We start from the raw sequence: 26683 nt of genomic DNA on the forward strand, positions 1-26683 counted from the left end.
CCTAAATGCCTAAATGCCTAAATGCCCTGATCTCTTAATCTCTAATGCAGGAACAGTAACGCCACCCCGGCAAAGGCAAGGCAGGTCCCGATAACGGCCTGCCAGCCCACAGGCCGGCGCAGGATCACGCCTTCATAGACAATCAGCAAAACCGGCGGCAAGGCCATCAGGGTCGATGCAATCCCGACATTGGCATTCTGAACCGCCAACATCGAAAGCCAGACCCCAACCGCAGGCCCGATCAAAGCCCCCAGCAACAGCCACTTGCCGACATCCGGGGCAAGGCACGCAGTCACCGTGCGGCGCACCCGCCCGAAGACAAGGGCAATTCCCCACATGGCAATCACCGCAACAAGGGTACGGATCCAGGTCGCGGACAATGCGGAATAGCCATCAATCAGCGCATATTTCGCCGTGATCAGATTGGCGACCTGACCGATAGCACCACCCAGTCCGAACAGGATGCCGATCACATAGTTGCGCCCGACCAGCCCGACCGGGCGGCCCTTTTTGCCCAGAATGACGATCAGGACCCCGCCCACCCCACAGGCGATACCCAGAATTTCAATCGGACGGAGCGTTTCATCAAACAGCACCCATGCCAGCACTGCCCCCATGATCGGCACTGTCGACATCAACAACATCGACAACCGTGCCCCGATCAGGACAAAGGCCTGAAACAGCATGGCATCACCAATCACCAGCCCGACAATCGATGACAGGCTAAGCCAGCCCAGCTGTTCCCAGGTAACTGATTCGGGCCACGGTGTTCCCAAAAGAAGCCAGTGCAGAACCGTCAGACAAAAAATCGAACAGGCCAGGCGCCCGCGATTGACGGTCTGCGCACCGGCCTTGCCGCCAATATTGGAAAAGATCATGCTTGATGTTGCCCAGCACAGGGCGGCGGTAAAGGCGGCGGCCTCACCAAACAGGGGGATCATGGGGCGCGTTTCCTGTCATTGTTGTTGTTCCGGCGATGTACCGGTTTGTGGCCATGGTGGCGTGGCCAATAAATCTATAAGCGCAAATTTTCAGGCGTTTGTAATCAGAATTATCGACGGTCAGAATTCGAAAATTTGCAACTGCTTGCGATTTTTTGCCCGCACCGTATGTTCATGAAATTGCGTGCAAAAGGAAACCGGCATGACCAAGGCCCAGCAGACCGACAATAACGGCAAACCGTTCAAGGGAATTCGCCGCTATCTTCAGGATGGTGAAGTGGTGATCATGGATTTGCCGATTGCCCCGGTATCGGTGCTGGTGCCCGGCCTGATCAAGATTGTCTGGATCGCGGCCCTGATTTACGCATCCTATCACTGGCGCGAAATTTACAATTTCCTGATGCCGCAATTTCGAAATCTTTTGACCGGACCCGAAGCCTTTTCAGCCCTTGATGAAATCTGGGAACAGTATGAATTCGTGTTTTCATTTGCGCTGATCGGCTTGATCCTGGCAGCAATTTCGATTGTATGGAGCCTTCTGCGCCGCGTGCTTGGTGCATCGACACGCGCAGCAAAGGACAGTCTTCTTTTGCCGCTGACTGCGATCCGCGATCTGTTCTTTTTTGAACGCGTGATTACCAGCAACCGCATCATCACGCGCAGCGGCGTCCTGCGCAAGGATCAGGATGATCGCGGGTTCGAAGCCATCAAATCAACCCGTATCAGCAAAAGTGTCGTTGGCAATATCTTTGATTATGGCGATCTTCATATTACCGATCGCATCGGCCACAAATTCACCCTGCATCAGGTCAGCCAGCCCGAAGATGTCGCCAAGAAATTGTCGGACTTTTTCGGGCGCGTCTATGCCAACCGGGATACAAACACGCCGATCGACATCACCCATCTGGGATCGGATCAGGCCATTGAATCCCAGGTCCAGACACCGGACAAGACAGACCTTTGATCCAAGCAGATCTGATCACGCACAGGCTGTGTGCAAAGTGCTAGGTGCTAGGTGTCAGGTCCCTGGTGCTTTGTCCTGTCGGCGATAACCGATTTGCCAATGCAGGCCGTCGGCAGTTATTTCTGAACCCAGGTAATGGTTTTTGCCTGCTGGTTTGCGGCATCGGCCTGGGCCGAGGGCAGCAATTCAAATGACAACAGCAATGCCGTCACGAAAATAGCAACCACCATACAGGATCGCACGATCCCGGTTGATTTGCGTTTTACCATTCAAACCCCCAAGCCGATATCACGCCTGGTTCTTTGATGAACCTTGTGCCGATACCGGGCCTCGCCTGTTGTGCCGGTCACCTTGTCATGACCGGAATTCTTCATTGTTCATTTAAACGCACAGCCGCCGTTTTTCCGTCTGCTGCGCTGATCAACTATAGATAAAAAGAAAATACATATGCAAGAAATCTAAACAAACATTTTCGAATTTTTCACACCCGTCACGCGCCGGGCGTCATGACGCCTTTTTCCGCCATTTCTTCAGGATATCGACATAGGCCTGATTGCCTTTTTCAATAAGTGGCAAATAGTCGGAAAATTCGGCACGCAGCCATGTATAGACTTCAAGTTCCATCACCGGGATCGACACAAAGCCATCGGGCAAGCCGCCCGTCAGGATCAGCGAAAATTCATTGATCAGCATGGCATCAAGCCGCCCGGCACGCATCAGTTCCTGCATCATTTCGGGACCGGCCGGACAGCGCATCACATTGGGGTAACCCGCCATCAGCTTTTCAGCCCAGCTTGAACCAAGCCAGATCCCCACCGCCTGATCGGTCAGATCATCAAGCGATTTGATATCGCCGTCGCGTACAACCAGCACGCCAGATACCGCCCCGACCGGAAGATCCCCACGGATCAGCGGACGACCGACCTGTTCGGCAAAATCATCAAGACCGGCAAATACACCATCGACTTCGCCATTGCGCATGGCAACCACGGAACGCGCATTGGGCATTGATACCGGAATAATACAAAGCCCGGCATCGGCCATGGCCCGGCGATAGGCTTCGACACCAACGGCATCACGGGTGACTTCGGGCATCGCCATGCGAAGACAGAATTCATCAGCCCGCGCACCGGATGACATCAACAAACTGCTCAGCCCGGCCAATCCGAAGCCGACGGCAAACAGACAGGCCCTGAACACCCTGAAATTCAGATCACGCGCCATTCCTACCCCCACGGCTTTTTGGATTTTCCGCAAATATGCCGGGTGTCAAACACCGGCACGCGGGCGGCATTTCTTGTATTCTGGTGATCCGGTCCGGTTGTTTCACATCACGCATGGCCTTGCCTATTCTTCTTCCTGCACAGCCTTGAGATAGGCCCGCGTTCCCTGATCGAATTTCGGGATATGTTCGGCAAATTCCGCACGCAGCCAGCTGTGAACCGTGATCGTTGCCACGGGTATGGCGTTATAGCCATCAGGCACCCCGCCAGCCCAATTCAGGGAATAGCCATCAAGCAACATCGCATCGATCCGCCCTTCGCGAAGCATTTCCTTTAACATTTCCGCCCCGCGCGGCACCCGGACAATATTGGCATAGCCCGCAATCAGCTTTCTGGGCCAGGTCGCGCCAAGCGGCACGCCCAGAACTTCATTGGTCAAATCATCAAATCCGGTGACCGGGCCTTTGCGCACAATCAGAAGTCCCGGCAATTTCCCAAGGACGACCTCGCCCGGCACGACCGGAATATCAACAAGTTCGGGAAAATCATCCTGCCCGGCAAACACCCCGTCAATCTTACCGGCTCGCAGGGCCGCAACCGCCCGGATCTGTGGCAGTGATGCGGGTTCAACACACAGTCCGGCATCCGCCATCACGCGGCGATATTGCGCCATATTCTCCGGGCTGACATGAATTTCGGGCATTGCAATCCGAAGACAGGCATCCTTTGCCTGTACGGACGGGACCAAAAGAACGGACAGGATAAATCCGCGCAAAAGATGCGCGCACAAGCCCCAAGGTCGATGCGACCCATCGCAAATGACGACTGCCATAAATTCCCATTACGGCACCCGATACCGGTATGCCGCCCACTCCGCAATCGGTTTCCATTCCGGATGAAAACCTTGTTTGTCAGACCTTTTTGGTCTGTTGTCTGAGACGATACTCAGGATTGCCCGGTTTGCCTATAGGCTTAAGGGAACTTTTGCATCCCGGACGTGCATTTCGCGCTTGACCGGAAACGATGCCGGTCGCACCATCAGGTCCGCGGTCAGCCGGAATATCGGGCCCCGCGCCAGCTGCCACCTGCCACCTGCCACCACCCGATTTCCCATCAACATCGCCTGCGCATCAACAAAGGATGCCCACGCCCCGTTTTAAGTACATCACAAATGAAACCAGGGGATATCGCCCGCTATCTGTTCCTTGCCGTCGTGTGGGGACTTTCGTTTCTTGTCGTCGTAAAGGTTGTTGATGCCTTTGGCTGGGTCGGGGCGGTTACATTCCGCGCCCTGATTGCGGCCGGGTCGCTTTACCTGCTTGCCAGGCTTTGCCGCCGCAAACTTGATTTCAGTGCGGGCTGGCGGCCCTTTGCCATTGTCGGGGCGACCACCGTTGCCGGACAGCTGATCGGGTTGTCCTATGCAGCACCACGCATCGGAACAGCCATGACGGCGATATTTGTCGCGGCTATTCCGCTTTTTTCCATGATCATCAGCCAGTTCTGGGGCATTGAACGCGCAAGCAAACAAGGCTTCGCCGGTCTGGCACTTGGCATTGGCGGGATTGTGCTTCTGGTCGGGTTTCCCGCGGTTGCCGTGACACCGGAATTTGTCCTTGGCTGCGTGGCATCGATCCTGTCGGCCCTGTGCGCGGCCTTTGGCAGCAATTATGCCAGCCGTCATTTGCGCCAAAGCGGCAACTGGGAAACCACAATCGGTGCGTTTCTGTTTGGCGGGATCATGACCTTGCCGATGATCTTTGCCGTGCCGCTTGAACGCATTCCGGTTGCCATGGACTATTTGTATCTGATCATTGCCGCCTGTTTGATGAGTGTTTGCACCTATATCGTCTATTTCCGGCTGGTGGCATCAATCGGTCCGACCCGCGCGATCAGTGTCGAGTTTCTGGTTACCGTGATTGCGGTGCTGATCGGTGCCACGGCATTGGGCGAAAGACTTTCGGCCATGCAGCTTGTCGGCGGGATCACGATCATGGCGGGATGTGCGCTTGTTCTTAATCTTGTGCCGGCCTGGATGCGGCCGCGGCCAAGCATTCCTGAAATCCCCTGAGCCAACGCAAAGACAGCAGCCGGGGAACAAGCTACCCTGTCGGAAGTTACACATTGTAGTCTTCTTTGATCACGGAAAGCATTGCATGCCCTTTGACCTTGGTCAGCAGTCGCTCGGCGTTATTGTCGCGACCTTTACGGTCTGCACATTGATCATCATTTTTGCCGGTACCCGACTGGCCAGTATTGCCGTCAAACTGGCTGAGCGCACCGGCATGGGACAAATCATCGCCGGCGCCCTGTTTGTCGGCATGTCGACCAGCCTGCCGGGCAGCGTGTTATCTGTGACCACCGCCTGGCAGGGGCATACCGATCTTGCGATTGGCAATGCGCTTGGCGGGATTGCTGCCCAGACGACGTTTCTGGCGATTGCAGATCTGTTTTATCGCAAAGGCAATCTTGAACATGCCGCGGCCAGCGCCACCGGCCTTGCCCAGACCACCCTTTTGCTCAGCATGCTGTCCTTGCCGCTGCTGGCCTATGCCGGGCCGGACTGGATGATTTTTCACATTCACCCGGCATCCATCCTGCTTCTGGTGATCTATCCGCTTGGCCTTAATCTTTTATCGGCGATCCGTGATGAGCCGATGTGGCTTCCCAAGAAAACCGATCTGACCGAAGAAGACGCCAAACATGAAACCGCCGATACCCACCCCGAAAGCACCGCGCGACTGTGGGGCGAATTCCTTGCCTTTGCGCTTGTGACAGCCGTTGCCGGCCACATTATCGGTCAGGCCGGGCTTGCGATTGTTGCCGTGACAGATATCAGCGAAACCGCTGTTGGCACTTTCCTGACGGCAATTTCAACGTCCTTCCCGGAATTTGTCTCTGCAATTGCGGCGGTACGCATGGGGGCGGTCAATCTGGCGGTTGGGGACATTATCGGCGGCAACGCCTTTGACGTCCTGTTTCTGGCGGCATCAGACATCGCCTATCGCGAAGGATCGATCTATGCGGCCTTTAGCCAACAGCATGTCTTTACCATCGCACTGGTCATATTGATGAGTGGGGTGTTGCTGTTGGGGATGCTCAACCGTGAACGGCGCGGCATTGCCAATATCGGCTGGGAAAGCTTTGTGGTACTGGCCCTTTACGGGGCGTCTGCATTTTATCTTGCGGGATGATCAGCCTGTCGCCCCGCGACAATAATGCCGCCTGCCCGGCCCAAAACCTTACAGGACTTCCTTGACCTTGGTCGCCAGATCCTTGAGCGAGAAGGGCTTGGGCAGGAAGTGAACACCGTTTTCTTCGTCCAGTTCGTCGCGATAGGTATCTTCGGCGTAACCGGAAATGAAGATGACTTTGAGTTCGGGTTTCTTTTCGCGCAGCATACGCACAAGTGTCGGGCCATCGATACCCGGCATTACGACATCGGAAATCACCAGATCAATCGTCTTGTCGGTGTTATTCAGGACCTCAAGCGCGTTGTCGCCGTTATTGGCTTCAAGCACGTCATAGCCCTTGCTGCGCAGGGCGCGCGCGCCGAATGTGCGCACGGCATCCTCATCCTCGACCAGAAGGATCGCACCGGTTCCGGTCAGATCGCGTGACGGGGCTTCTTCGGTGACGGCCTGGGTTTCGGCAAGTTCCTGTTCGGTTGCCTCATAGCGCGGCAGATAGATGGTAAAGGTCGTGCCTTTGCCTTCTTCGCTGTTGACCGCAATAAAGCCGCCGGTCTGTTTGACGATGCCATAAACCGTCGAAAGACCAAGACCCGTTCCCTCGCCGCGTTGCTTGGTCGAGAAGAAGGGTTCGAAAATCCGCGTCAGGTTGTCCTTGGGGATACCGATGCCGGTATCGGTGACCTTGATGCCGATATAATCGCCCGGCGGGATGATTTCGGTGCCGGTTGCGGTCGGTTCATCAACAATTTCGCTGCTGGTCTGAACCGTCAAAGTCCCGCCTTCGCCGGCCATGGCATCGCGCGCATTGACGACAAGGTTAATGATCACCTGATCAAGCTGGCCCGGATCGACCTTTACCAGACCGATATCGCGCCCGTGACTGACCTTGAGATCGATCTTCTCGCCGATCAGGCGGCGCAGCAGGTTCGACATTTCAGCCAGTGCATCGGTGATATTGATGATTTTCGGCTGAAGGGTCTGACGACGCGAGAACGCCAAAAGCTGCCGGACAAGGTTGGCAGCACGGTTGGCATTCTGTTTGATCTGCATGATGTCGGCAAAGCTCGGATCACCCGGCCCGTGGCGCGACAACAACAGATCACAGAACCCGATCATCGCCGTCAGAAGGTTGTTGAAATCATGCGCCACCCCGCCGGCAAGCTGACCGACAGCCTGCATTTTCTGGGACTGGGCAAATTGTTCCTCAAGATTCTTCTGTTCGGTCGTATCAAGGAAGTTCAGAAGCAACGCGCCTGCTTCGCCCGAACGACCCGCAACCCGTTGCAGATAAATCTGGGCCGCAACGCCGCGCGCGCCGGCAAGACGGGCTTCGATCTGACCGCCCTTGCCCATGCCCATCACGGCCTTGGACAGATAACGCGCCACTTCGTCACGGTCTTCGGGAACAATCAGTTCAAGGATCGAACGCCCGACCACATTGGCATGGTTCTGCCCGGCGGTTTCGATAAAGGCGCGGTTGGCATCGGTAACTGTGCCCGACATGTCGGCCAGAACAATCGAAAGCGGGCTTTCATCAAAGAACCAGCGCACCCGGCGTTCGGTTTCGGCCAGCGCATGTTCCCATTCATGAGCGGGCATCGGATCAGGGAAGATCACGGCCTGACTGCGGACCGGACCAGTGCCCGGCGCATTGATCGAATGGGTGACAAAGCACCGGATCGGTTCGCCCCCGGCAACCTTGAATTTGACCTCGCCATTGATGCCGTCACCAACGATAAGGTCGGCCAGTTCCACGGTGCCGTTATTGAAGTCTTCGGGTTCACCGCCAAGCCAGCTTGCCAGACGGCGGTTGAGATAAAGAATACGGCCTTCTTCATCAAGGCCACAGACCCCGACCGGCAGCCGTTCGATCATCTGATCGGCATGTTCAAAGCCGCCAGCGGCCGCCGAAACCGGAAGATTGGCAACAAGGTCGGGTGCCACCGGTGCCGAAAGCGCGAATGCAGACGGGCTTTCACCCGATGGCAACAACATCGATGCATCGGCATCCGCCATTACGGACGGATCAACACCGTCAACAGTCCATAACATCTGACCGGCACGTGCATTGGCCTCGGCCACGGAAATGCGCAAACAGGTTGCCCGGGATGATGTTTTATCATCCGAAGCCGCGTCATCACCGGGGGCGGGATTTTCGGCCCCGTCAGTTGCCGGGGCTTGCGTTTCACCATCGGGCTGGCTTGCAAATTTTTCAGAACGCGACAGATCGACAAACATCTGCCCGCCTTCACCGCGCATCGCACGGGTGCGCAGTTCGGCAAGTTCTTCACTGCCGATGCCGAGGAAGGACAGGCGCGCTTCCAGCGCAGAAAGCATGTCCGATCCGGCTTCGATACCAAGTTTGGATGAAAAGGCCGGATTGGCATAGATCGTCCGGCCATAGGCATCAATCAGCGCAACGCCGATATCGGAATTGGCAAACCCGGAAATCAGCGGACCAAGGCCATCATGCCCACCATTGCGAAGCTTTGCCGAAAGCGTAAGCGATGCCACGGCGACCACGGCCACACCGGTGACCATAGCCCCGATGATCCACATCAGGCGCGCATCAAGCCCTGCCTTTGCCAACACGTCCATCAGGACGAAGACAAACGCAACGAATGCGACACTTACAGCAAGGATGAGCCCCCGAAACAGCACGCGACCGCCTTTAACGACAATAACTTAACAAAATAGTCTATACTTTTAGCTGCTTATCGCCTGACTGGCTACCGGCAAGTTTATCGTCCATCACGCCGCCCGGCAATCGCGACAAAACAGCCCGCAATTCCCGCCAGATACGTGAAAGGCAGGAACCGGAATTGGCCCTGCCTTTCACAACGTAAATCCAGGCGCATTTATCGGGCGCCAGTCATTTGAAGCCGGCTTAACGGCTCAGACGTTTGACCTGCGCTTCGTCAAGCTTGGATCCATCGAACTCGACACTGACGCCTTCTTCGCTGACATTGCGGACGATTGCGCGCACGGGGCTATTGATGCCGGGCAGTTCAACCTCGATCTTCGTACCCGAAGCGATACTGTCATTGCACACAAGCATCGCCCCGCGTTCCGAAATGTTTTCAAGACGTGCTTTTGACGCCTTGCCACCAAACCGGACGGAAACTTCCTGCGAAGACGGATGACGTTTTGAGCTACGGCGATCAACATCAGCGGTCGAAGTCCTGACAACCTCAACCAGTACATTACGCAAATCACGGACGGCAACAGCAACCTGTTCGGAGAGCGTACCGACTTCGGAAGCCAAACGACCGGTTCCAGACGCCTCTTCGGACACCTCGTTAATCCGGCTGGAAACTTCACGGGAAGCAGCCGCCGTTTCATTCACGTTACGCGCGATTTCAGAGGTCGCAGCACTCTGTTCTTCAACAGCAGCGGCAATCGCGGTCGAGACTTCATCCATCTCGTGGATTTTCTCGGCAATTGTTGCCACTGCGGTCACGGCAGAATCCGTCACCGCCTGAATTTCAGCAATCTGGCGGGTGATTTCATCGGTCGAACGGCTGGTCTGGGTCGCGAGGTTTTTGACTTCCTGCGCCACAACAGCAAAGCCCTTACCGGCGTCACCGGCACGGGCGGCCTCGATGGTTGCGTTAAGAGCAAGCAGGTTGGTCTGTTCGGCAATGCCGGAAATCAGTTCAACCACTTCGCCGATACCGCGCACGCTGTCAGCCAGTTGCGAAACAGTCGCTTCCGTCGAACGACTGGCCTCAACGGCATCTTCGCTGACCCGGTTGGCACGCGAAATCTGATTATTGATTTCACCAAGTGAAGAATTCAGCTCTTCACCCGCACCGGCAACTGCCTCAACGGTAGCCAATGCCTGCTCGGACGCAGCAGCCACGGTCTGGGAATTGCCCTGAACAAGATCAGCAGAGCTCGACATCCGCTGGGCGGCTTCGGCGAGTTCGCCAGTCTGACCCGAAATGGTATCAACAACGCGACGGGTTTCACTTTCAACCCGCTCCGCCATCTCGCGCAGCGATTTACGACGCTGTTCTTCGGATTCCAGTCGATCGGCTTCCTGCTGTTCGCGCATTTTCAGGTTATTCAAGCCTGTCTCGCGGAACACATGCATGACACGCACCAGATCGCCGACTTCGTCATTGCGCTCAGACTTTGACAGTTTGACATCAAACTTGCCGTCAGCCAGTTGCGCCAATGTAGTGACACTTTCGGCCACTGGCGCCGAAATGCGACGGTGCATAACCCAGGCAATCAATGCGCAAACGATGATAGAGGCAATCGTCACCGCAGTGGTCAGCACAAAGACCGACTCAACGTTGCTTTCAAGCCCCTTCAGCTTGTCAACAAGGGTGGTTTCAATAGACCGGCTATAGGTATCGGTAAGTTCGACCGCTGCCTCGAGTGCGTCGGCAAGACGGGCTGCCGTTGCATCAAAGTCACCCATGATCTTGTTGCCGACTTCCGGGCCACCATCAATATAGCCTTGGGCCATTCTTTTGCCGGTGGCGTAATAATCGGGGAATGCGGCCTCAATCTGCTCAAGGGCGGCCAGAAGTTCGGTCTGACCAAGCTTCTTACTGAGCGCCTTTGAAGTTGCGAGGTTTTCGGCAAGACCTTGCGCGGCGGCTTCGGCCTCGTCAAAACCATCATTCAGTCCATCAAGCCCGCGCGTTGCCGAAATATCGGTCAGCCATTGCTGCACCTGAATGACGTTGTAGCGCGCACGCTCAATCGCCTTGATGAGATTCGGCACATCCGTACTGACCACAACACCGATCTGAGCAGCCTCGTGAGTCGCTTGCCGACTCTGACTATTGACCACACCTATACCAACGGCCACAGCAATCAGCATGACGACGATGATCGCATTTGAAAGGGCGATCTGCCCGGCAATCCTCAATTTCATCAAGGTATTCCTATTCGCAAAAGCAAAGATATAAAAGACTGGATCAAACTTGAATCGCCATACGTATAGTGTCGGTAACACGTAATGGGAACCATTAATTTTAAAATACTACCAAAGCGGCAGTTGCATATTGATCTAGATCGTTGCAATCAAAAATTATTAAAAGGTTTCAATGGGGTGTTTTGCGGGATTTATTCGGCTAAAGAAGCCAATTATCCCAGTTTTTTGCCGCGTTGGCGGAACACGAACGAAATGATCTCGGCAACCGCTTTGTAATGTTCCGGCGGGATTTCCTGATCAATCTCGACGGTTGCAAAAAGCGCACGGGCTACCGGCGGGTTTTCCATGATCGTGATGTCATGTTCTTCGGCGACCTCACGAATTTTAAGCGCGACATTGTCCTGCCCCTTGGCGATGCACATCGGTGCACCCATGGTATCGATGTCATATTGCAGGGCGACGGCAAAGTGCGTCGGGTTGGTGATGACCACGTCGGCCTTGGGCACGCTTGACATCATGCGCTGCTGGGCGCGCTCCATCCTGATCTGGCGGACCTTCGCCTTGATCTCGGGACTACCTTCGGTCTGCTTGTATTCGTCCTTGATCTCCTGCTTGGACATTTTCATCTGTTTGTTGAACTCGTATCGCTGATAGGCGAAATCGAGCCCGGCAATCACGGCCGTCAGTGAAATCGTCGCGATCAGCAGGATCACGATCATATCGTAAAGCCGTTCAAGGGTCAGCCCCAGCGACATCTGGGGATAGAGTTCGATATCAAGCATTTCGGGCATGATGACCAATGCCAGAACCACCCCGACCAGAACGATCTTGCTGACATTCTTGGCGAATTCGACCAGCGTCTTGAGAGAAAACTGGTTTTTCAGCCCGTTCAGGGGATTGAGCTTGTCGGGTTTGGGTTCGATACGTTCAACCGCAACGACGATGCCGTTTTGCACCAGATGCCCGGCCGCGGCAAAAAACACCAGCAGCACAAACGGAATGCCCAGCACCCAGAGCATACCGATAATGATATCCTTGAACAAAAGAGGCAGCCCGGCATCGGACACATCATACATGTGCGGATGTTCGATAAAGCCGACAGCAAGATCACGGACGCTTTCGGCCATGGTCGGGCCCATCATCACTGTGACAAGACCACCACCAAACAACAGCATGAAGTTGCCGACTTCCTTGGAAACCGGCACCTGACCCTTTTTTCGGGCATCCTCAAGCTTTTTACTTGTGGGGTCTTCTGTCTTTTGGCTGTCGTCTTCTTCTGCCATTGGCTAACCCGTGCTTGGCGGACAGTTGCGCTTTGCTGCGCGGCACCGCCCTAGGGATTGAGAAACGCCTCAAGCCCGTTCTCGAAATAACCGAGATAGACCATCATCATGGATGGCAGGGCCAAGGTCAACAGAAGCAAGGCCAGCGCGATCTGAATCGGCATGGCCACAAAGAATACCGGCAATTGCGGCATCAGCTTGTTCAGCAAGCCGAGCGCAATCTGCAAGCAGATCGCCACAATCAGAAACGGCGCCGATAACTGGGCGGCGATGATGAAACTGTCATTGAGTGCATTGGCGAAAAATTCGCTCATATCCCCGACCGGCAGCACCCCGCCCGGCGGAAAAAGTGAATAGCTTTCAAAAACCGCCTGGATCATCAGATGATCCATCCCGGTCGCAAACAGCAAAACCAGCCCGACCTGCATCAGGAAATTGCCGGTAACCGCACTTTGCGCCCCCGACAATGGATCGGCGGTAAAGGCGTTTGCCATTGATGACAAATAGGCAATGATCGACCCGGCAGTCTGAAGCCCGGCCATCATGACCTGACCAAACAGGCCAAAGAACAGACCAACCGTAACCTCATAACCGATAAACAGCAAAAGCGACGGCGCATCGGCAGGTTGCGGCGGGAAAAGCGGCCCTGCCAGCGGCGAGATGACCACCGCAACCCAAAAGGCGAAAATCAGCCGTGCGCGCGCCGGAACCGTGCGTGCCCCGATGCCCGGCATAAAGGCAAAGGCCGCCCCGACCCGGGCAAATGCCATCAGGACAACATAGACATTAAGAGTAAGAAGCTCCTGAAGATCCATATGTCTTCGACCGCCTTACATCAACGCGTCAGCCCGGCGTTTCGCCGCTAATTGGGCAGGCCAATGAAATGGTCCACCATACGCCCCATGAATTCGGTCATTTCCGTAATCATCCAGGGCAGCAACACCAGAAGTGCAATGAAAATCACAAGGATTTTCGGAACGAAGGTCAGGGTCATTTCCTGAATCTGTGTCAGGGCCTGAAACAGCGCGATGATCAGACCAACCCCAAGCGCAATCAACATCAGCGGTGTGGTCACCTTCAGCAGCGTCCATACTGCATCATAGGCCACATCCATGATTTCAGCTTGATCCATTGGTCTTCCCGCCTTCACATTCACGCAGTACCTTGAAGTACCACTGTTATTCATACAGGATTTGGCAAGGCCATTGCCATGATTTCCTGATCGGCAAACCGGTATCGGCAAACAAAAAACCGCACGAATGACGTGCGGTTTCGTTATCAGGCCGGGATCACAGGGATCAGACCGGCATGTTCAGGATGCTCTGATATGCTTCTACAGCCTTGTCACGGACCGAGACCACCGTGCGCAGGGTGACTTCGGCGGCCGAAACCGCGGTCACCACTTCATGAAGTTCCGCATCCCCGGTAATGGCCTTCTGGGTCATCTGTTCGCTATTGACCATGGTTGCGTGGGCATCATGTGCCGCACCGCGTACCATGTCGGCAAAACTTTCCCCCGGGTTCACCTTCGTGCCGGTGCCGGTTACGGTTTCCGCAACGGTATTGGTCTTGCCCGCAGCCGCATTGCGGTAGGCAGAAATGGCATCGTTGAAGCTGGAGACCATGGGTATCAATCCTTAAACTTCTTCAGTCCTGCTTGATATCGCGTGCTTACTGCAGAATATCAAGGGTCTTGAGCAACATGCTGCGCGATGACTGGATCACATTGAGGTTGGCCTCATAAGACCGCTGGGCTTCGCGCATATCCATCATTTCGACAAGCGTTTCAACATTCGGGGTCTGAACATAGCCCTGATCGTTGGCTGCCGGATGGCTTGGTTCGTATTTCATACCAAAATCGGAACGGTCTGGCATTACCTTATTGACCTTGACCATTTCAACACCGACTTCGCGGTCCATGACATTCTTGAACGTCAGAAGCTTGCGGCGGTACGGGTCCTGGCCCGGCGCGGTCGGAAGGCTGTCGGCGTTGGCAACGTTTTCCGCGGCAATGCGCAGACGGGTACCCTGGGCACGCATGCCAGCAGCAGAGATTTTGAAAGCCTTGTAAAGTTCCATGTTTCTAACTCTCTATGCTTGGATTACACGCGGCCAAGGGCCGAAATGAACATTGATTTCTGTTTGGCATACAGACGGGTCATGGTCTGATAATCGACCTGGTTCTCGTTCATCTTGACCATCTGTTCTTCAAGGATGACGGCGTTTTTACCCGGTGCGACTTCGTAGTTCTTGCGCACTTCCTCGTCCTTGAAGTTCTGCGGTTTGTTCAGGCCCTGGCTGTGGCCCGGCGTGGTCGCCTGCATGGCCAGAATGAACTGGCGGTCACGGCCGATATTGTCCGGATCGAATTTCTTGAGATCATTGGCGCGGTAGTTCGGCGTATCGGAGTTGGCGATATTCTGCGCAATGACTTCCTGGCGCTGGGTGAGCCAGTCCATCTTTTCCTTGAGATTGGCGAACATGCCAAGTTTGCCGATATCCATTTCCTGCTCCTTGTCTGCGCTTTCGAGTATTGATCGCGCGGGTAAAGCCGACGTTAACGCCATCGCCCTGATCGGGGCCGGATCGCCCGGACGGTTGATTTTGCCGCCCCTGATGATCCTGCCAAATGAAATGCATGAAGCGTGCCAAAGAATGAAAGAGCTTTGAAATCCCCCGGATTGCGGGCAATTGACGGCGGGTACTAGACCCCGCGTTTGAAAGCAGGCATATTGTGACCGATCTGGCAAATTGAGGTTGCCATCTATCGAAACCGGGACACTGTATGCTCTATCTCACACGAAAAGTCGGCGACTCCGTTGTCATTGACGACAATATCGAAGTCACCGTCGTTGAGGTCCGTGGCAAGACCGTCAAGCTTGGCTTTACTTTCCCCGAAGATGTTCAGGTTCTTCGACGCGAACTTTATGACCGTATTCAGGAAGAAAACCGTTCGGCTGCGGTCAGCGAAGACATCATCCGCCATCTCGGAGGATCAAACAGTCCTGCCAAGGGCAGCAGCGACAAGGAATCAGATACCGACGAGAATGTTGGTAACAGCTGATTAATCCACGCAATGCCGGGATGTCCGGCGCGCAAGACAAACATATCGCCTGATTTCAGGCACCGTCATCTTCCAGGCAGGTAGCCCGGATATTGACCTTCATCTCGCTCTCACTTGGCATTTATCACTGATTTTGTTGTGGCTGGCGATCTGCTGTGCCGACAACGATTTGTTGACCATCTTTGATCTATGGTCGACGCTTGATCATGACAGCCAGGCACCTGTGTCCTGAATTGAAGGGCCTTATGAGCGGGAAAAAGCCCACCTATGACATTACCGATACACCGGCAAGCAAGACGGAAAATCTTGCCGCACCGGGCGAGCACGGCCAGAAGGCCGTCGCACTTCGGTATGCCCATGGGCGTGACAATGCCCCCATATTAAGTGCCAAGGGCGAAGGCAGCGTTGCGGAACAGATCTTGCAAGTCGCCTTTGCCAACGGGATCAAGGTCCGCAAGGATACGGATCTGACGGAAATTCTGATGGCCGTGGATGTCGACAGCGAAATCCCGCTGGAGGCCTTTGCCGCGGTCGCGGAAATTCTGAACTATATCTACCGGATCAACCGCATTTACGGTGGTTCGTCACGCAGCCAGACCGAGCCGAAAGACGAGGTCGCGGCAACGACATCATTTGATCGCAACGGGGAAGGCCAATCATGAGCCCTGAACAATTCAAGCCCGATCAGTTCAAGAAAGATCTCAAGCGCGTTTTGTCCCTGATCCGGACCGGACAGCGGTATCTGGAAGACGGCAAGGTTGTCGAACTTTCGGCCCTTGAACACCGGATTGCCGATCTGTGTGATCAGGCCCGCGCGATGGGAACCGAACAACGCCGTGAAATTGCCCCGTTGCTGGCGGCTCTGACCGATGAACTGGGCCAGCTCGAAAGCAACATGCAGCAGGAATATTCCGATATTCAACGCCAGCTGCGCGGCATCAGCAATACCGCACAGGCAACAAATGCCTATGCACAGGCTGCACGCACGAAATAACCGCTATCAGGCCGCAAAAAGTCCGCCAAAGGACTGATTTCAAACGGCCCGGCCAAGCCATTTGTGCCGATGGCAACTTGCCTGCGTGCAAGGGGCACGGTAAACAGAATGATCAAAGGCAGCCAATGGTCATGATATGGCCCGGCTATCGGGCCTGATGGCCTTTACAGGGTGTTGACGGGGAAAGATACCTGATGGAATTAAGCGCCTATTACCGGTTTGTTGCCGCCCTGGTCTTTGTGCTGGGGATTATCGGTATCTTCGCGCTGGTGGCGCGGCGCATCATCCCCGGTGCGCGTAACATCAACCGGCGCGGGGCAAAGCGCCGGCTTTCGGTGGTCGAAGTTGTTCCCGTTGATACCAAAAGACGACTGGTTCTGTTGCGGCGTGATGACACCGAACATCTGGTGATGCTTGGCCCGCAGGGCGATACCGTGATTGAACGCAATATCGGCACACATTTTGTCGATCTGATCGATAGCGACATAGCCGCCGATCACACCACCGACAGCAACAGCACACAGGATTTCGATCCCAACGACAGGAAAAACCCTGCATGAGCCGCACCGAGCAACATTCCCCGTCACCCCCTGCCCCGCGTCCGGCCAAAACCGGATGGCGCGCGCCGCGCTGGTTGACGTTATGTGCGATCTGGTCACTGATCCCCATGATCGCATTGCTTGCCGGTGGCGACACGGTTCAGGCCCAGACATTCAATTTTGATCTGGGCGATGGACCGGGGGTTACATCCTCCGGGCGCTTGATCCAGCTGATCGGCCTGATCACGGTTCTGAGCATCGCCCCGGCCATCCTGATGATGGTGACGTCCTTTACCCGTATCATCGTGGTCCTGAGTTTGCTCAGAACGGCATTGGGCATTCAGCAATCCCCGCCCAACCAGGTTCTGATCAGTCTGGCGATGTTTTTGACCCTGTTCATCATGATGCCGACCCTTGAACGCGTCTGGGACGAGGGGCTGGAACCGATGATCAATGGCAATATTGACGAATTCGAAGGGTTCGAACGGTCCGTCAAACCGGTTCATGATTTCATGATGACGCAGGTTCGCGAACGCGATCTTCAGCTGTTTGTCAATCTGGCCGGGGTTGAAGTCACGACACCCGAAACCATTCCGTTGCGGTCGCTGATCCCGGCCTTCATGATCAGTGAATTGCGTCGCGCCTTTGAAATCGGCTTCCTGTTATTCATTCCGTTCCTGATCATCGATATGGTGGTGGCCAGTATCCTGATGTCGATGGGCATGATGATGTTGCCCCCGGTTATCATTTCCCTGCCCTTCAAGCTGATTTTCTTTGTGATGGTTGATGGCTGGTATCTGATTGCCGGATCGCTGGTCGAAAGTTTCGGCCGTTAGCGGGCGCAAAGCCCCTGCCAACCAAGACAAGACACCGGAATTATAAAAGCCGCCAAGCACAAGCTGGCGGCTTTTTTGCGGGCTTTGCCCATTGGTTCCCTAGACTCAGGCACTCCGGCTTTTGCCAGATGGCGGTGCGCACAATGGCAATGTGCGAAACCTGTCAGGACCGCCGTTTTGCAGCCTTGAACACATCCTGTTCAAGCGGCTTCAGGCCAAAGCTGCCCCGGCGCGGCCCCGGGTTGTCGGCAACAAACTTTTCGGCGATCTGGCGTTCGCGTTCGGTCATGCGAGCATGGATCGCGCCCATTTCACGCTGGGCCTGACTGCCTTCGGTCGGCGAGGACATGCGCAGCCAGTAATAAGCCAGAATATTATCCTGCTCGACACCGCTTCCGATCGCATAAAGCCGACCAAGTGCGGCCTGACCATTCGACGATCCCTTACGCGCGGCACGTTCATACCAGCTTGCAGATCGCGCCATATCAACCGGCACACCAAGGCCATGTTCATACATGACCCCGATCAGGTGATAGCCGCCCGGATGGCCAAGTTCGGCAAGATCCATGGCAAGATCAAGCGCACTGGCATAATCGGGTTCGCGGTGCGGCACCCCAAAGATCAGGATTTGCGTCATCTGATATTTCGCAGATGCATCGCCCTGATCACAGGCATTCATCAACATCGTCCAGCCCCGGTTGAACAGTTTCAGTTCCGGGGAATGACAGAGATACATCGCAAGATTGGCCTGCGCATAGGCATCGCCTTCGCTTGCGGCCAGTTCAAACCAGCTGATGCTTTCGGCAATATTGCGTTCCGCACCAAGCCCGACCCCCAGCGCATAGCCAAGGGCGGATGCGGCTTCAATGCTGCCGGCACGGGCGGCACGCATGTTGAATTCAAATGACTTGGCCGGATCACGGTTCACACCGCGCCCTTCAAGATAAAGATAGGCAAGAACACTCGCCGCGGACGGATCGTTCAGATCGCTTGCGCGCTCGAAATATTCGATGGCCTTTTCATCATCCTGGGCAACGCCCCAGCCATTGAGATAGCAAACGCCAAGATTATAAAGGGCTGCGACCGATCCGTATTCGATGGCTTCTTCGAACCAGTGCGCGGCGGTCTCGGCATTTTCCTGAACACCAAGGCCCTTGGCATAAAGATAGCCAAGATTGTTGGCCGAAATCGGTTCGCCCGATGATGCTTCTTCGTGGAACCAGTAAGCCGCTTCGCGGTACCATTGCTGGCCTTCGCCAAGGTCTTCGGAAACCCCGAGTCCCTTGCTGCGCATATAGCCATAGCAAACGGCGGCGAACGCACGGCTTTGACGGTGAATCTGGTCAAGAATACGACGGGTCGCGGACTCGTCACGCGGCATGCCATCGCCCTGAAAATGCTTTTGGGCAAGCGAAAGCTGCGCGAAAATGTCCTTTTCGACATTCGCCTCATCGTAATAGACCATTTTAAGAGCACGATCCATCACAGCACGACACTCGCAATCACACGTTCAAACCAGCAGAAAACGGGCACAAACTCCACAATTTGGCGAAGCTCACCCACGTTACAGATTTATCGAACGTTAATTTATAGCACTAAGCTGCGACTTTTCCAACTGATCGCGATAGGTCGCAAGGAAGCCCTGGAAGTTTTCGACCTCATCCACCTTGTCGGCAAGGGTGCGATAGTCAATCAACCCCTGCGTTGGTGATGACGTGATCAGGTTGAATGCCTCGGCAAACGGGCTTTGCGCCATGCCTTCGCCATAGCGGCGTTTAAGCATGTTAAGCGTGCGTTCCTGTCCCGCCATGGCAAGGTTGACCGCCCAGTTCAATAGATAGCGCGCCCGTTCATCATTGATTTCGCCGGTCGGGCTTTTTTCATCATCGCCAACCAGACGCTGGAAGGTTTCCGCCGCCGACATGTAATCACGGGTCTGGCGGTAATAATCAACGCGGAGCAATTCCGCATTCTTGGAAAAATCACCCTCAAGCGATGCGATGGCCTCTGCCCCGCGATCGGTATCAAGCAAGGCACGCGCCTTAAGATGGCGGCGCTGGGTTGCCAGTTCTTCGGATATCGCCGGATCGTCGGTGTTATCAATGACGCGAATGGTTTCTTCGGGTTTGCTGTCAAGCAGATAGACAAGACCAAGGCGCGCGCCCACCCGGGCCTTTTCCACCCCCTGAAGGCGGAAATCGACCTGATGTTCCAGAAGGCTTTCGGCGCGTTCAAACAGTTCGACATCCACCATGCGATCGGCCAGACGCCGGATCAGTTCATCGCCCTTGTCACCGGCCGGGGTCAGTTCACGGAACTCGTCATACAGGGCAACCGCCTTGATCGCCGAGATATTGTTGATGTCCTCGCCAAGGTACAGATTTTCAAACGTCTTGTGCATCAGGTCGGTGGCCTCGGCCGCGACCGGCTTGTTCGGGAAAAAGATCGCCACCTGACGAAGCGTATTCAGCCCGTCGCGGAAATCCTTATTCTCGATCTGAAGTTCGCCAATCCGTTTGAGCAACGCCATCTCGAACCCGTCACCACGCCATGCAAAACGCAGTTGCTGAAGCTGTTCAATCGCGTCTTCCACCGTCAGGCGCTGCAAGCGCATCAGCAATTCCGTGCGGTCAAAGATCGCATGGGCGCGGGCTTTGCGGTTGTCGCCTTCGGCCACCTGGTCCCAAGTTGCGACCGCCTGTTCAAGTTCGCCGGCTTCTTCTTCGAAGAACCCCTTGAGATACTGCACATCCATGATCTTGGATTCTGACAGCCCGTCGGTCACCAGCATCTTTTCAATCAGATCCATACCCGCATCCGGGTTGCCGACAATAAGCGCCTGTTCGGTCGCAAGCGGCCCCAGCCGTGACAGCAATTCCGGCGGATAGAAATCAAGAATATGGAAACTTTCAAGCAGGTCCCGCGCCCCTTCGTTGGGACGACCAAGGGCCGCAAGGGTCACCGCCCGCCACAGCTTCATTTCCGGAATGGCACGCAGGCGCTCGTCCTCAAGCAACCGGGCGGCTTCGGCATAATCCCGATCCAGGAACTTGACCGCGGCCTTAAGGGCGCGGAACTGCAATTTCTGGGCAATCAGCGGATCGTCACCTTCCATGGCCGATACAACCGCGTCGGCCTCGGGACCAAGGCCATTGGCCATGTAATACTGCGCCAGATCAAGCCGGGCCTTGTTGCGGTGTTCATCCCCGCTTTCTGCAATTTCACGGCGCAACTTGCGGATCGATTTATTGAAATTATCCAGTCCACTCCGGCGCCACGTATCCAGATCAAAGATCAGACCTTCGCGCCCGTCACCCGTGCTGGCGCGGACCCCGGTGGCCGATGCCAGCAACCGTGCGCCTTCGGGCGAAATGTTCAAACCATCGGCCGCGGTTACAATAACCGCCTGCCCGTCATCGCGATCGGCAACCTGAACACTTTCATTCATCGGGGCAACGACCACGCCCTGCACCGATGGCAGGACTTCGAATTCCGGATAGCGCAGGGCAACTTCAATGCCGTAACCCGATTGCGTGGTGGTCACGACCCGCAAGGTATCGCCGACTTCGGGATCATCGATCGGAATGATCGGTCCGACATCTTCAAGCGGCACAATCAGGCGCGCCCGGGTCTGGTCATCAAGTTCGATCGACGGGCCAAGTTTTTCAACCGGCTGCATGGTGCCCTGTTGCAGGGTCACACGCCAGTCCCCGGTCGGGGTTCGTGTCGTATAAAGGCCAATCCCGTCAGGGATGGTCATGCGCAATACCGTGGCATAGGGGCTGTCGATCTGTTCGATCACGCCGATGATCTGGGCGGCTTCCTGACGGACGGTATCAAGATCAAGATTTGCCCGCACATCAAAGGCCATCCACAGGAACCCGGCGCGCGACCAGACAGCCGCCCCACCCTGCTGCCCGAACGGGAAGCCAAGGGTCATTTCCGTTGTCGTTTGTTCCACCGTTACCGACAGGTCGCCAATGCTTGCCTGTTGTTGTGGTTCGCCATTTGCGCCCGGGGTTGCGGTCTGTGCGGCATCGGCTGCCTGTCCCTCAGGGGTGTTGGGAGCTTCGGCCGTATCTGATGCTGCTGTGCCGGTCCCTGTCGCATTCTCTGAGGCGGTTTGGGTGGCAGGTTGTGGTGCCGGTGCGTTTGGTGCGGCAGGGGTGGCTGGCGCATCCGTCCCGGTCGCCGCATTATTGCCGCGCGTCTGGTTTGTCGGACGCGTCTGTGCCGTTTCCGCCGCCGGGGCGCGCTGCGCGCCCATGATATCGACCACAACCTTGTTACCCGACCGGAAATGGCGCAGTGGGCGGGCCGGATTTGTTTCAATCACAACATCAAGCGGGTTGGTGGCAGCCTGACGGATGCGGACACCTTCTGGCAGACGGCGTGACAAACCGGTGGCATCAATCCGTGCCGGGGCGTCAAAGGCAATGTTTTGCGCCCCCTGATCGCCTTCAAGGGCGTAATCGGTCCGGTTCGGCCAGTCAAATACCAGCCGGTAAAATGTCGGATGACGGCCGACCCGCACATCAAGAAGGTTCGCCGCCGCATCTGATGCCGCCGGTGCCGTATTTTCGGTCGCAACGGTTTCAACCGGACTGACCGGGGCCGGGGTAATTTGCGGTGTTTGATCGGGGCCGGGCCGGGTTGGCGGTGTGGGTGTCGGGGCTGGTGCAGCCTGCGGCTTGTCAAGAATATCGAGCACGACGTTGCTGCCGACATTAAAGGCGCGCACTTCGTAATCGTCACTCAGCACAAAGGCGACGGTCCGGCCATCCGGATCAAAAAAGCCGTCCGAAACATATTTGGAAACCGGGTTCAAAACCCCGCGCAAGGATGCCACAAGCGGTTCGTCGAAACGCACGACAAGCTGGTTGCCGATGATTTCAGCGCTGTAATTGACCGGCTTGTTCCATTGCAGAACAATTCGTCCATAACCGCTATGCAGCCCGGAGCGGATGATAACAGGATCCACTACCTGGGCCATTGCAGGGCGCATTCCGCTAACGGGCAACAACATTGCCGTGGTGGTCGCGACTACAACCGCCAGCAGGACGCGCACGGCAAATTTTGCCATACTTACGTGCCTCCGATACCGCTTCCACCATGCGGCTCGATGACAATATCAACGCGTCGCGCCATCACAAAGCGCGCCTCTTCATCAAGCAGCTTCGGAAGCTGGTCGTACCTTGATGCCGCAAATCCGTAAATATTTATGTAATCTGTGTAGCCCGATCTTTTCAACTCGTTGGCGACTGCCCCGGCACGGGCCAGTGACAGTTCCCAGTTCGAGGCATATTGCCCCCGCCCGCTTAGCGGTCGCGGATCGGTATGGCCCTGCACACCAATGCGGTTGCCGATATTACGCAAAACACCGCCAAGCACGAACAAGGCCTGTTTTGCCTTGGGGGTCATATCCGAACTGCCCGAAACAAAAAGAATATCCCCAGGAAGGGAAATGACCAGTTTGTCGGCATCGCGCGACATGCGCGCATCGCCAAGTACCGGGTTGTCATCAATCGCGTCGTCAATCACCGCACTGAGATAATCAAGGTTCATCGCCGGTTTGCGATAAACACGCGGGATGTTCAGACTTGCCATCGGCTCGTCATTTTCTTCCTTGGGGGCGGGTTTGATGCTTTGCGACAGCGCATCAACAACCTCGTCCCAGCGGTCGATCTTGACCTTGGACATGGCAAACAGCATCACAAAGAATGTCAGCAGCAGCGAAATCAGATCCGCAAGGCTGAGCATCCAGACCGGTGGCCCGTTGGGTCCGGTATCCTTTTTGACTTCATCGCTCATCAGCCACCTCCTCCGGCCTGCGGTCCAAGCGGAATAGGCTGGTTCACGGCGGGCTGATTGTTACCCGGCAGCGGAATGGCCATTTTCGGCGGGATCATCATCTGGCCCGGTGTACCGCTTGGCACACCGTTGCCTGCACCGTTTGACGAACCGTTGCCGTTGCCCGACCCGGCAGGCAGGTCCGAGCCATTGGCATTGGTGCGTTCAATCGGGGTTGGCGGCTCTTTCGGGCCGAAATTCCAGAAGAAACGGAATGTGACAATGAACGGGTCCGCCCCGGGATCAATGCCGACATAAAGATGATCTTCGGGCGCGCCGACATCAATCAGTTCGCGGGCAAACGATCCGGCCCGCGCGATCTGAAGATTGTTGTCGATTTCGATCACGCCCTTTGATTCGATCTGGCTGCCCATCACCATTTCCATCTCGTAGGAGGCATAGCCTTCATCATCGGCCAGAACCGCGGCAAGCTGTTTCATAAAGCTTGCCTGACGTTCGCGGATCAGAATGGAATTGGGATCAAACAGCTGATCGACATGCATGATGATTTCCATCAGTTTGCCGGGCTGAATGACTTCAACCCGGACAACCTTGATGGCGGTCTCAAACAATTGACCAAGCTTTTCCTGCACATCCTCGGCGGCAACAACCGGACCTTCGATCGAAGTCACGGTTTGCAGGCTGGTGGTTGGTGGCAGGATGGCCGCAAAGGCAGAGGAAAGGCTTTCCTGTACCTCGCGGGTTTTGACCTCTTCAAAGGTCGAAATGGTATTGAGCAGAATGAAGAAGGCAAGCAGCAAAAGATAGAGAGCCAGAAACAGCGCCACCGCCCCGTTCGCAGGGGGGGATGGTGGTGTTGGTCCGTCGTCCTCTATCTCCGCCATGTCAACGCCACTTAATTGAACATCGCGTCGATGTCAGCCTGCGAAACGCCTTTGCCCTCAAGCTGCGGCCCGTTGAGCAATGCTTCTTCGCCTTCCGGTTCTTTTTTCTGCTTTGGATTGGCGGCGGCATATTTGGCAATTTCGTCGCCAAATGCGGTCACCAGACCCTCAACCCGTTCTTCGATGGATTTCAGCGCCTTGATCACCTTGGTCGTGCGCTGACCTGTGATGTCCTGGAAGTTACAGGCTTCATAGACACGCATTGTCGCATCGGTAACGACTTTGGCCTGTTCGGGCGGCAAGGTCGTGGCGAATTCTTCCAGCGCATCCATGGCGTCAAGGATTTCATGCGTGGCGCCGGCCGTCGCATCCACGATGGCATCAAGCTCATCGGTGGCGTTCGGGATATATTCGGCCTTGATGTCATCGGGACGAAGCGATGCGATTTCGGACTTCATCTTGCGGATGATGCCCGACAATTCATCAAGTTCACCAAACAGACGTTTCTGATCGTCGGACGGCGCATCCCCCATAAAGCGGGACAGCTGATCCATCAAATCAGACAGTTGCTCGACCTTCAGATCGTCACCATCAAGGCGCGCACGAAGATCGTTAAGCAACTTCCGGAGTTCGTCCTTGGACGCTTTGGACATAGCGGTATCGCGGGACACAGGCCCCGCGCTCCTGATCAGAAATCGCCAATAACCGTTTTCATTTTGCCTTTCAACGTTTCAGCGTTGAACGGCTTCACGATGTAATTGGAGACACCGGCCTTTTTCGCCATAACGACGTTTTCGGTCTTGGCTTCGGCGGTAATCATGATGAAGGGCATATCCTTCAACTTGGCATCGGCACGGACTTCCTTCAACAGCTGAAGGCCAGTCATCGGCTCCATGTTCCAGTCGGAAATCACAAGACTGAACGGAGCTTCACGCAGCTTACGAAGCGCCATGCTACCATCGGTCGCTTCTTCAATATTCGTAAAGTTGAGCTGCCGCAGAAGGTTACGGATGATACGCAACATCGTTTTGTAATCATCCACAATCAGGATCGGCATATTCGGATCGACGGCCATTCACAACTCCATCAGCTATCTGATCTCCCACCCTTGCCGCATATTCCTACGAATACAGACAAGGCCCCTAATAATCGTGATGTACATATTTAATATTGGTTAATCAAGGTTTTTAACCAGAGATCAAATCATCTCATCACATTGACTATTCTCGAAATTTTGGCTGGTTCTTCACTTGAAACAGGCGAAGATCCACCCCAACGTCTTCTCGTTTGCCCTATTGCAATGGCAGCATATTGATATCTTGCTTATATGCCAGTTCGGCTGTCAACGCCCGCGCGCGTTCCGGCGTCATCTGCGACAAAACCGCCGCAGTATTGGCTTCGCGCATACCAAGTGCCACCTGCAACAGGATATCCATATCCAGATCGTTCCAGATCCTGGCCGCGTCTTTGGGTTTCATCTTTTCATAGACGCTGATCAGTTTCTTGATCCGATCATCTTCCTGGGCTTCCTTGGTTTCGACCAGTCCTTCGATGGCCGTTTTCAAGGATTTCATTTCTTCGATCTTGGCATCGATCCGGGCTTCGGCGGCGGCAATCAGGCTTTCGCGTTCATCAAGACGCTGTTCCTTGCGGTCAAGCTCGCCACGACGCACCGACAGATTCTGAAGCAGATCAATCTCTTCCTGGGTGAACAGGGTCGGGTCACCGCCAAGGGTCGGCGCGATATCGTTCGGGCCGCCTTCACCTTCAAGCGGGGTTCCTTCCATCGTCAGTCCGGCCGGATCATCCAGCCCCGGACCAGCAGCAGACACATCTGCCCCCTGGCCTTCCGGGGTTGCGCCCGGGGTCGGCGCCGGTGCCTGGGCCTGTGCCATCTGGACCATGCTGACACCAGCAGGCTGGGACTCAGAAGTTGTCGCAACTTCCCCGCCGCCGGAAAACAGGTTTACCACCCGCATTGACAACACCATCAGCCCAACCAGGACAACCAATGGCAAGATACGCACACCAGACATCTATTCACCTAAGCAATGCGGCA

General features: G+C 55.5%; 27 protein-coding genes. 8 read left to right on the forward strand and 19 right to left on the reverse strand.

All coding sequences use genetic code 11. The annotated features are described in order from the left end of the window. Window positions 1–41 precede the first annotated feature (41 nt). Window positions 42–941 (reverse strand): DMT family transporter, encoded by a 900-nt coding sequence (locus tag WA429_RS06185; protein ID WP_228194318.1) that lies wholly within the window; start codon window positions 939–941, stop codon window positions 42–44. A gap of 202 nt (window positions 942–1143) precedes the next feature. On the opposite strand from WA429_RS06185, the gene WA429_RS06190 reads away from it, so the two are divergent. Beyond that, a complete protein-coding gene (locus WA429_RS06190; RefSeq protein WP_287465617.1) occupies window positions 1144–1905 on the forward strand; it encodes a PH domain-containing protein in 762 nt (253 codons plus the stop codon). 116 nt (window positions 1906–2021) lie between these two features. Here WA429_RS06190 and WA429_RS06195 read toward each other — a convergent pair whose 3' ends face one another. From WA429_RS06195 to WA429_RS06205, 3 genes are all read right to left on the reverse strand, one after another. Then, complete coding sequence (locus WA429_RS06195; RefSeq protein WP_156480808.1) at window positions 2022–2174, reverse strand: hypothetical protein; 153 nt, start codon at window positions 2172–2174, stop codon at window positions 2022–2024. A gap of 235 nt (window positions 2175–2409) precedes the next feature. Then, on the reverse strand, window positions 2410–3129 hold the full coding sequence (locus WA429_RS06200; RefSeq protein WP_287465616.1) for a hypothetical protein: 720 nt from the start codon (window positions 3127–3129) through the stop codon (window positions 2410–2412). A gap of 123 nt (window positions 3130–3252) precedes the next feature. Beyond that, complete coding sequence (locus WA429_RS06205; RefSeq protein ID WP_250284661.1) at window positions 3253–3960, reverse strand: substrate-binding periplasmic protein; 708 nt, start codon at window positions 3958–3960, stop codon at window positions 3253–3255. 339 nt (window positions 3961–4299) lie between these two features. Between WA429_RS06205 and WA429_RS06210 the strand changes: the two genes are divergently transcribed. Next, window positions 4300–5199 (forward strand): DMT family transporter, encoded by a 900-nt coding sequence (locus WA429_RS06210; protein ID WP_287465614.1) that lies wholly within the window; start codon window positions 4300–4302, stop codon window positions 5197–5199. An 85-nt stretch (window positions 5200–5284) separates the two neighbouring features. Then, entirely contained in the window at window positions 5285–6322 is a 1038-nt protein-coding gene (locus WA429_RS06215) for a sodium:calcium antiporter (RefSeq protein ID WP_287465613.1), read from the forward strand. 48 nt (window positions 6323–6370) lie between these two features. On the opposite strand, the gene WA429_RS06220 is transcribed toward WA429_RS06215, so the two are convergent. The 8 genes from WA429_RS06220 to WA429_RS06255 form a co-directional block, all read right to left on the reverse strand. Then, the gene (locus WA429_RS06220; protein ID WP_101247561.1) at window positions 6371–8983 is read right to left on the reverse strand and encodes an ATP-binding protein; all 2613 of its coding nucleotides are present in this window, start codon (window positions 8981–8983) and stop codon (window positions 6371–6373) included. A gap of 226 nt (window positions 8984–9209) precedes the next feature. Next, window positions 9210–11213: a methyl-accepting chemotaxis protein gene (locus WA429_RS06225; RefSeq protein ID WP_101247562.1), complete on the reverse strand. Its 2004-nt coding sequence runs from the start codon at window positions 11211–11213 to the stop codon at window positions 9210–9212. A gap of 212 nt (window positions 11214–11425) precedes the next feature. Continuing rightward, on the reverse strand, window positions 11426–12496 hold the full coding sequence (gene flhB / locus WA429_RS06230; RefSeq protein WP_114113362.1) for a flagellar biosynthesis protein FlhB: 1071 nt from the start codon (window positions 12494–12496) through the stop codon (window positions 11426–11428). 50 nt (window positions 12497–12546) lie between these two features. Further along, window positions 12547–13311 (reverse strand): flagellar biosynthetic protein FliR, encoded by a 765-nt coding sequence (gene fliR, locus WA429_RS06235; protein ID WP_068517467.1) that lies wholly within the window; start codon window positions 13309–13311, stop codon window positions 12547–12549. A 47-nt stretch (window positions 13312–13358) separates the two neighbouring features. Further along, window positions 13359–13628, reverse strand: a complete 270-nt coding sequence (gene fliQ / locus WA429_RS06240) for a flagellar biosynthesis protein FliQ (RefSeq protein WP_068517466.1) — start codon at window positions 13626–13628, stop codon at window positions 13359–13361. A 166-nt stretch (window positions 13629–13794) separates the two neighbouring features. Next, a complete protein-coding gene (gene fliE, locus WA429_RS06245) occupies window positions 13795–14121 on the reverse strand; it encodes a flagellar hook-basal body complex protein FliE (RefSeq protein ID WP_068517465.1) in 327 nt (108 codons plus the stop codon). Window positions 14122–14167: 46 nt separating this feature from the next. Beyond that, the gene (flgC, locus tag WA429_RS06250) at window positions 14168–14575 is read right to left on the reverse strand and encodes a flagellar basal body rod protein FlgC (protein WP_044829525.1); all 408 of its coding nucleotides are present in this window, start codon (window positions 14573–14575) and stop codon (window positions 14168–14170) included. 23 nt (window positions 14576–14598) lie between these two features. Continuing rightward, window positions 14599–15000, reverse strand: coding sequence for a flagellar basal body protein (locus WA429_RS06255; RefSeq protein ID WP_068517464.1), 402 nt, complete (start codon window positions 14998–15000; stop codon window positions 14599–14601). Window positions 15001–15281: 281 nt separating this feature from the next. Here WA429_RS06255 and csrA point away from each other — a divergent pair, with 281 nt between their 5' ends. From csrA to fliP, 5 genes are all read left to right on the forward strand, one after another. Next, entirely contained in the window at window positions 15282–15560 is a 279-nt protein-coding gene (gene csrA / locus WA429_RS06260; RefSeq protein ID WP_068517463.1) for a carbon storage regulator CsrA, read from the forward strand. Window positions 15561–15805: 245 nt separating this feature from the next. Beyond that, entirely contained in the window at window positions 15806–16222 is a 417-nt protein-coding gene (locus tag WA429_RS06265; protein WP_068517462.1) for an EscU/YscU/HrcU family type III secretion system export apparatus switch protein, read from the forward strand. Further along, window positions 16219–16554 (forward strand): hypothetical protein, encoded by a 336-nt coding sequence (locus WA429_RS06270; RefSeq protein ID WP_068517461.1) that lies wholly within the window; start codon window positions 16219–16221, stop codon window positions 16552–16554. The genes WA429_RS06265 and WA429_RS06270 overlap by 4 nt, the downstream gene beginning before the upstream one ends. Window positions 16555–16748: 194 nt before the next feature. Further along, a complete protein-coding gene (locus WA429_RS06275; RefSeq protein WP_287465609.1) occupies window positions 16749–17114 on the forward strand; it encodes a FliO/MopB family protein in 366 nt (121 codons plus the stop codon). A gap of 107 nt (window positions 17115–17221) precedes the next feature. Further along, the gene (fliP, locus tag WA429_RS06280) at window positions 17222–17929 is read left to right on the forward strand and encodes a flagellar type III secretion system pore protein FliP (RefSeq protein ID WP_068517636.1); all 708 of its coding nucleotides are present in this window, start codon (window positions 17222–17224) and stop codon (window positions 17927–17929) included. Between the two features lie 163 nt (window positions 17930–18092). Here the strand turns inward: fliP and WA429_RS06285 are convergent, their stop codons facing one another. The 7 genes from WA429_RS06285 to WA429_RS06315 all read right to left on the reverse strand — a co-directional run bounded on the left by WA429_RS06285 (window position 18093) and on the right by WA429_RS06315 (window position 26660). Further along, on the reverse strand, window positions 18093–19412 hold the full coding sequence (locus tag WA429_RS06285) for an SEL1-like repeat protein (RefSeq protein ID WP_287465865.1): 1320 nt from the start codon (window positions 19410–19412) through the stop codon (window positions 18093–18095). A gap of 99 nt (window positions 19413–19511) precedes the next feature. Further along, a complete protein-coding gene (locus WA429_RS06290; protein WP_287465607.1) occupies window positions 19512–23012 on the reverse strand; it encodes a tetratricopeptide repeat protein in 3501 nt (1166 codons plus the stop codon). Window positions 23013–23014: 2 nt separating this feature from the next. Then, on the reverse strand, window positions 23015–23740 hold the full coding sequence (locus WA429_RS06295) for an OmpA/MotB family protein (protein ID WP_068517457.1): 726 nt from the start codon (window positions 23738–23740) through the stop codon (window positions 23015–23017). Then, complete coding sequence (locus WA429_RS06300) at window positions 23740–24624, reverse strand: flagellar motor protein MotB (protein ID WP_082817696.1); 885 nt, start codon at window positions 24622–24624, stop codon at window positions 23740–23742. The genes WA429_RS06295 and WA429_RS06300 overlap by 1 nt, the downstream gene beginning before the upstream one ends. Window positions 24625–24635: 11 nt before the next feature. Beyond that, window positions 24636–25277 (reverse strand): protein phosphatase CheZ, encoded by a 642-nt coding sequence (locus WA429_RS06305; protein WP_068517456.1) that lies wholly within the window; start codon window positions 25275–25277, stop codon window positions 24636–24638. 35 nt (window positions 25278–25312) lie between these two features. After that, window positions 25313–25699, reverse strand: coding sequence for a response regulator (locus WA429_RS06310; protein WP_008890394.1), 387 nt, complete (start codon window positions 25697–25699; stop codon window positions 25313–25315). A gap of 217 nt (window positions 25700–25916) precedes the next feature. After that, the gene (locus tag WA429_RS06315) at window positions 25917–26660 is read right to left on the reverse strand and encodes a MotE family protein (protein WP_068517455.1); all 744 of its coding nucleotides are present in this window, start codon (window positions 26658–26660) and stop codon (window positions 25917–25919) included. Window positions 26661–26683: the final 23 nt, after the last annotated feature.

The sequence above is a fragment of the Thalassospira sp. CH_XMU1420-2 genome, from assembly GCF_037029325.1.
Taxonomy (GTDB): Bacteria; Pseudomonadota; Alphaproteobacteria; order Rhodospirillales; family Thalassospiraceae; genus Thalassospira; species Thalassospira povalilytica.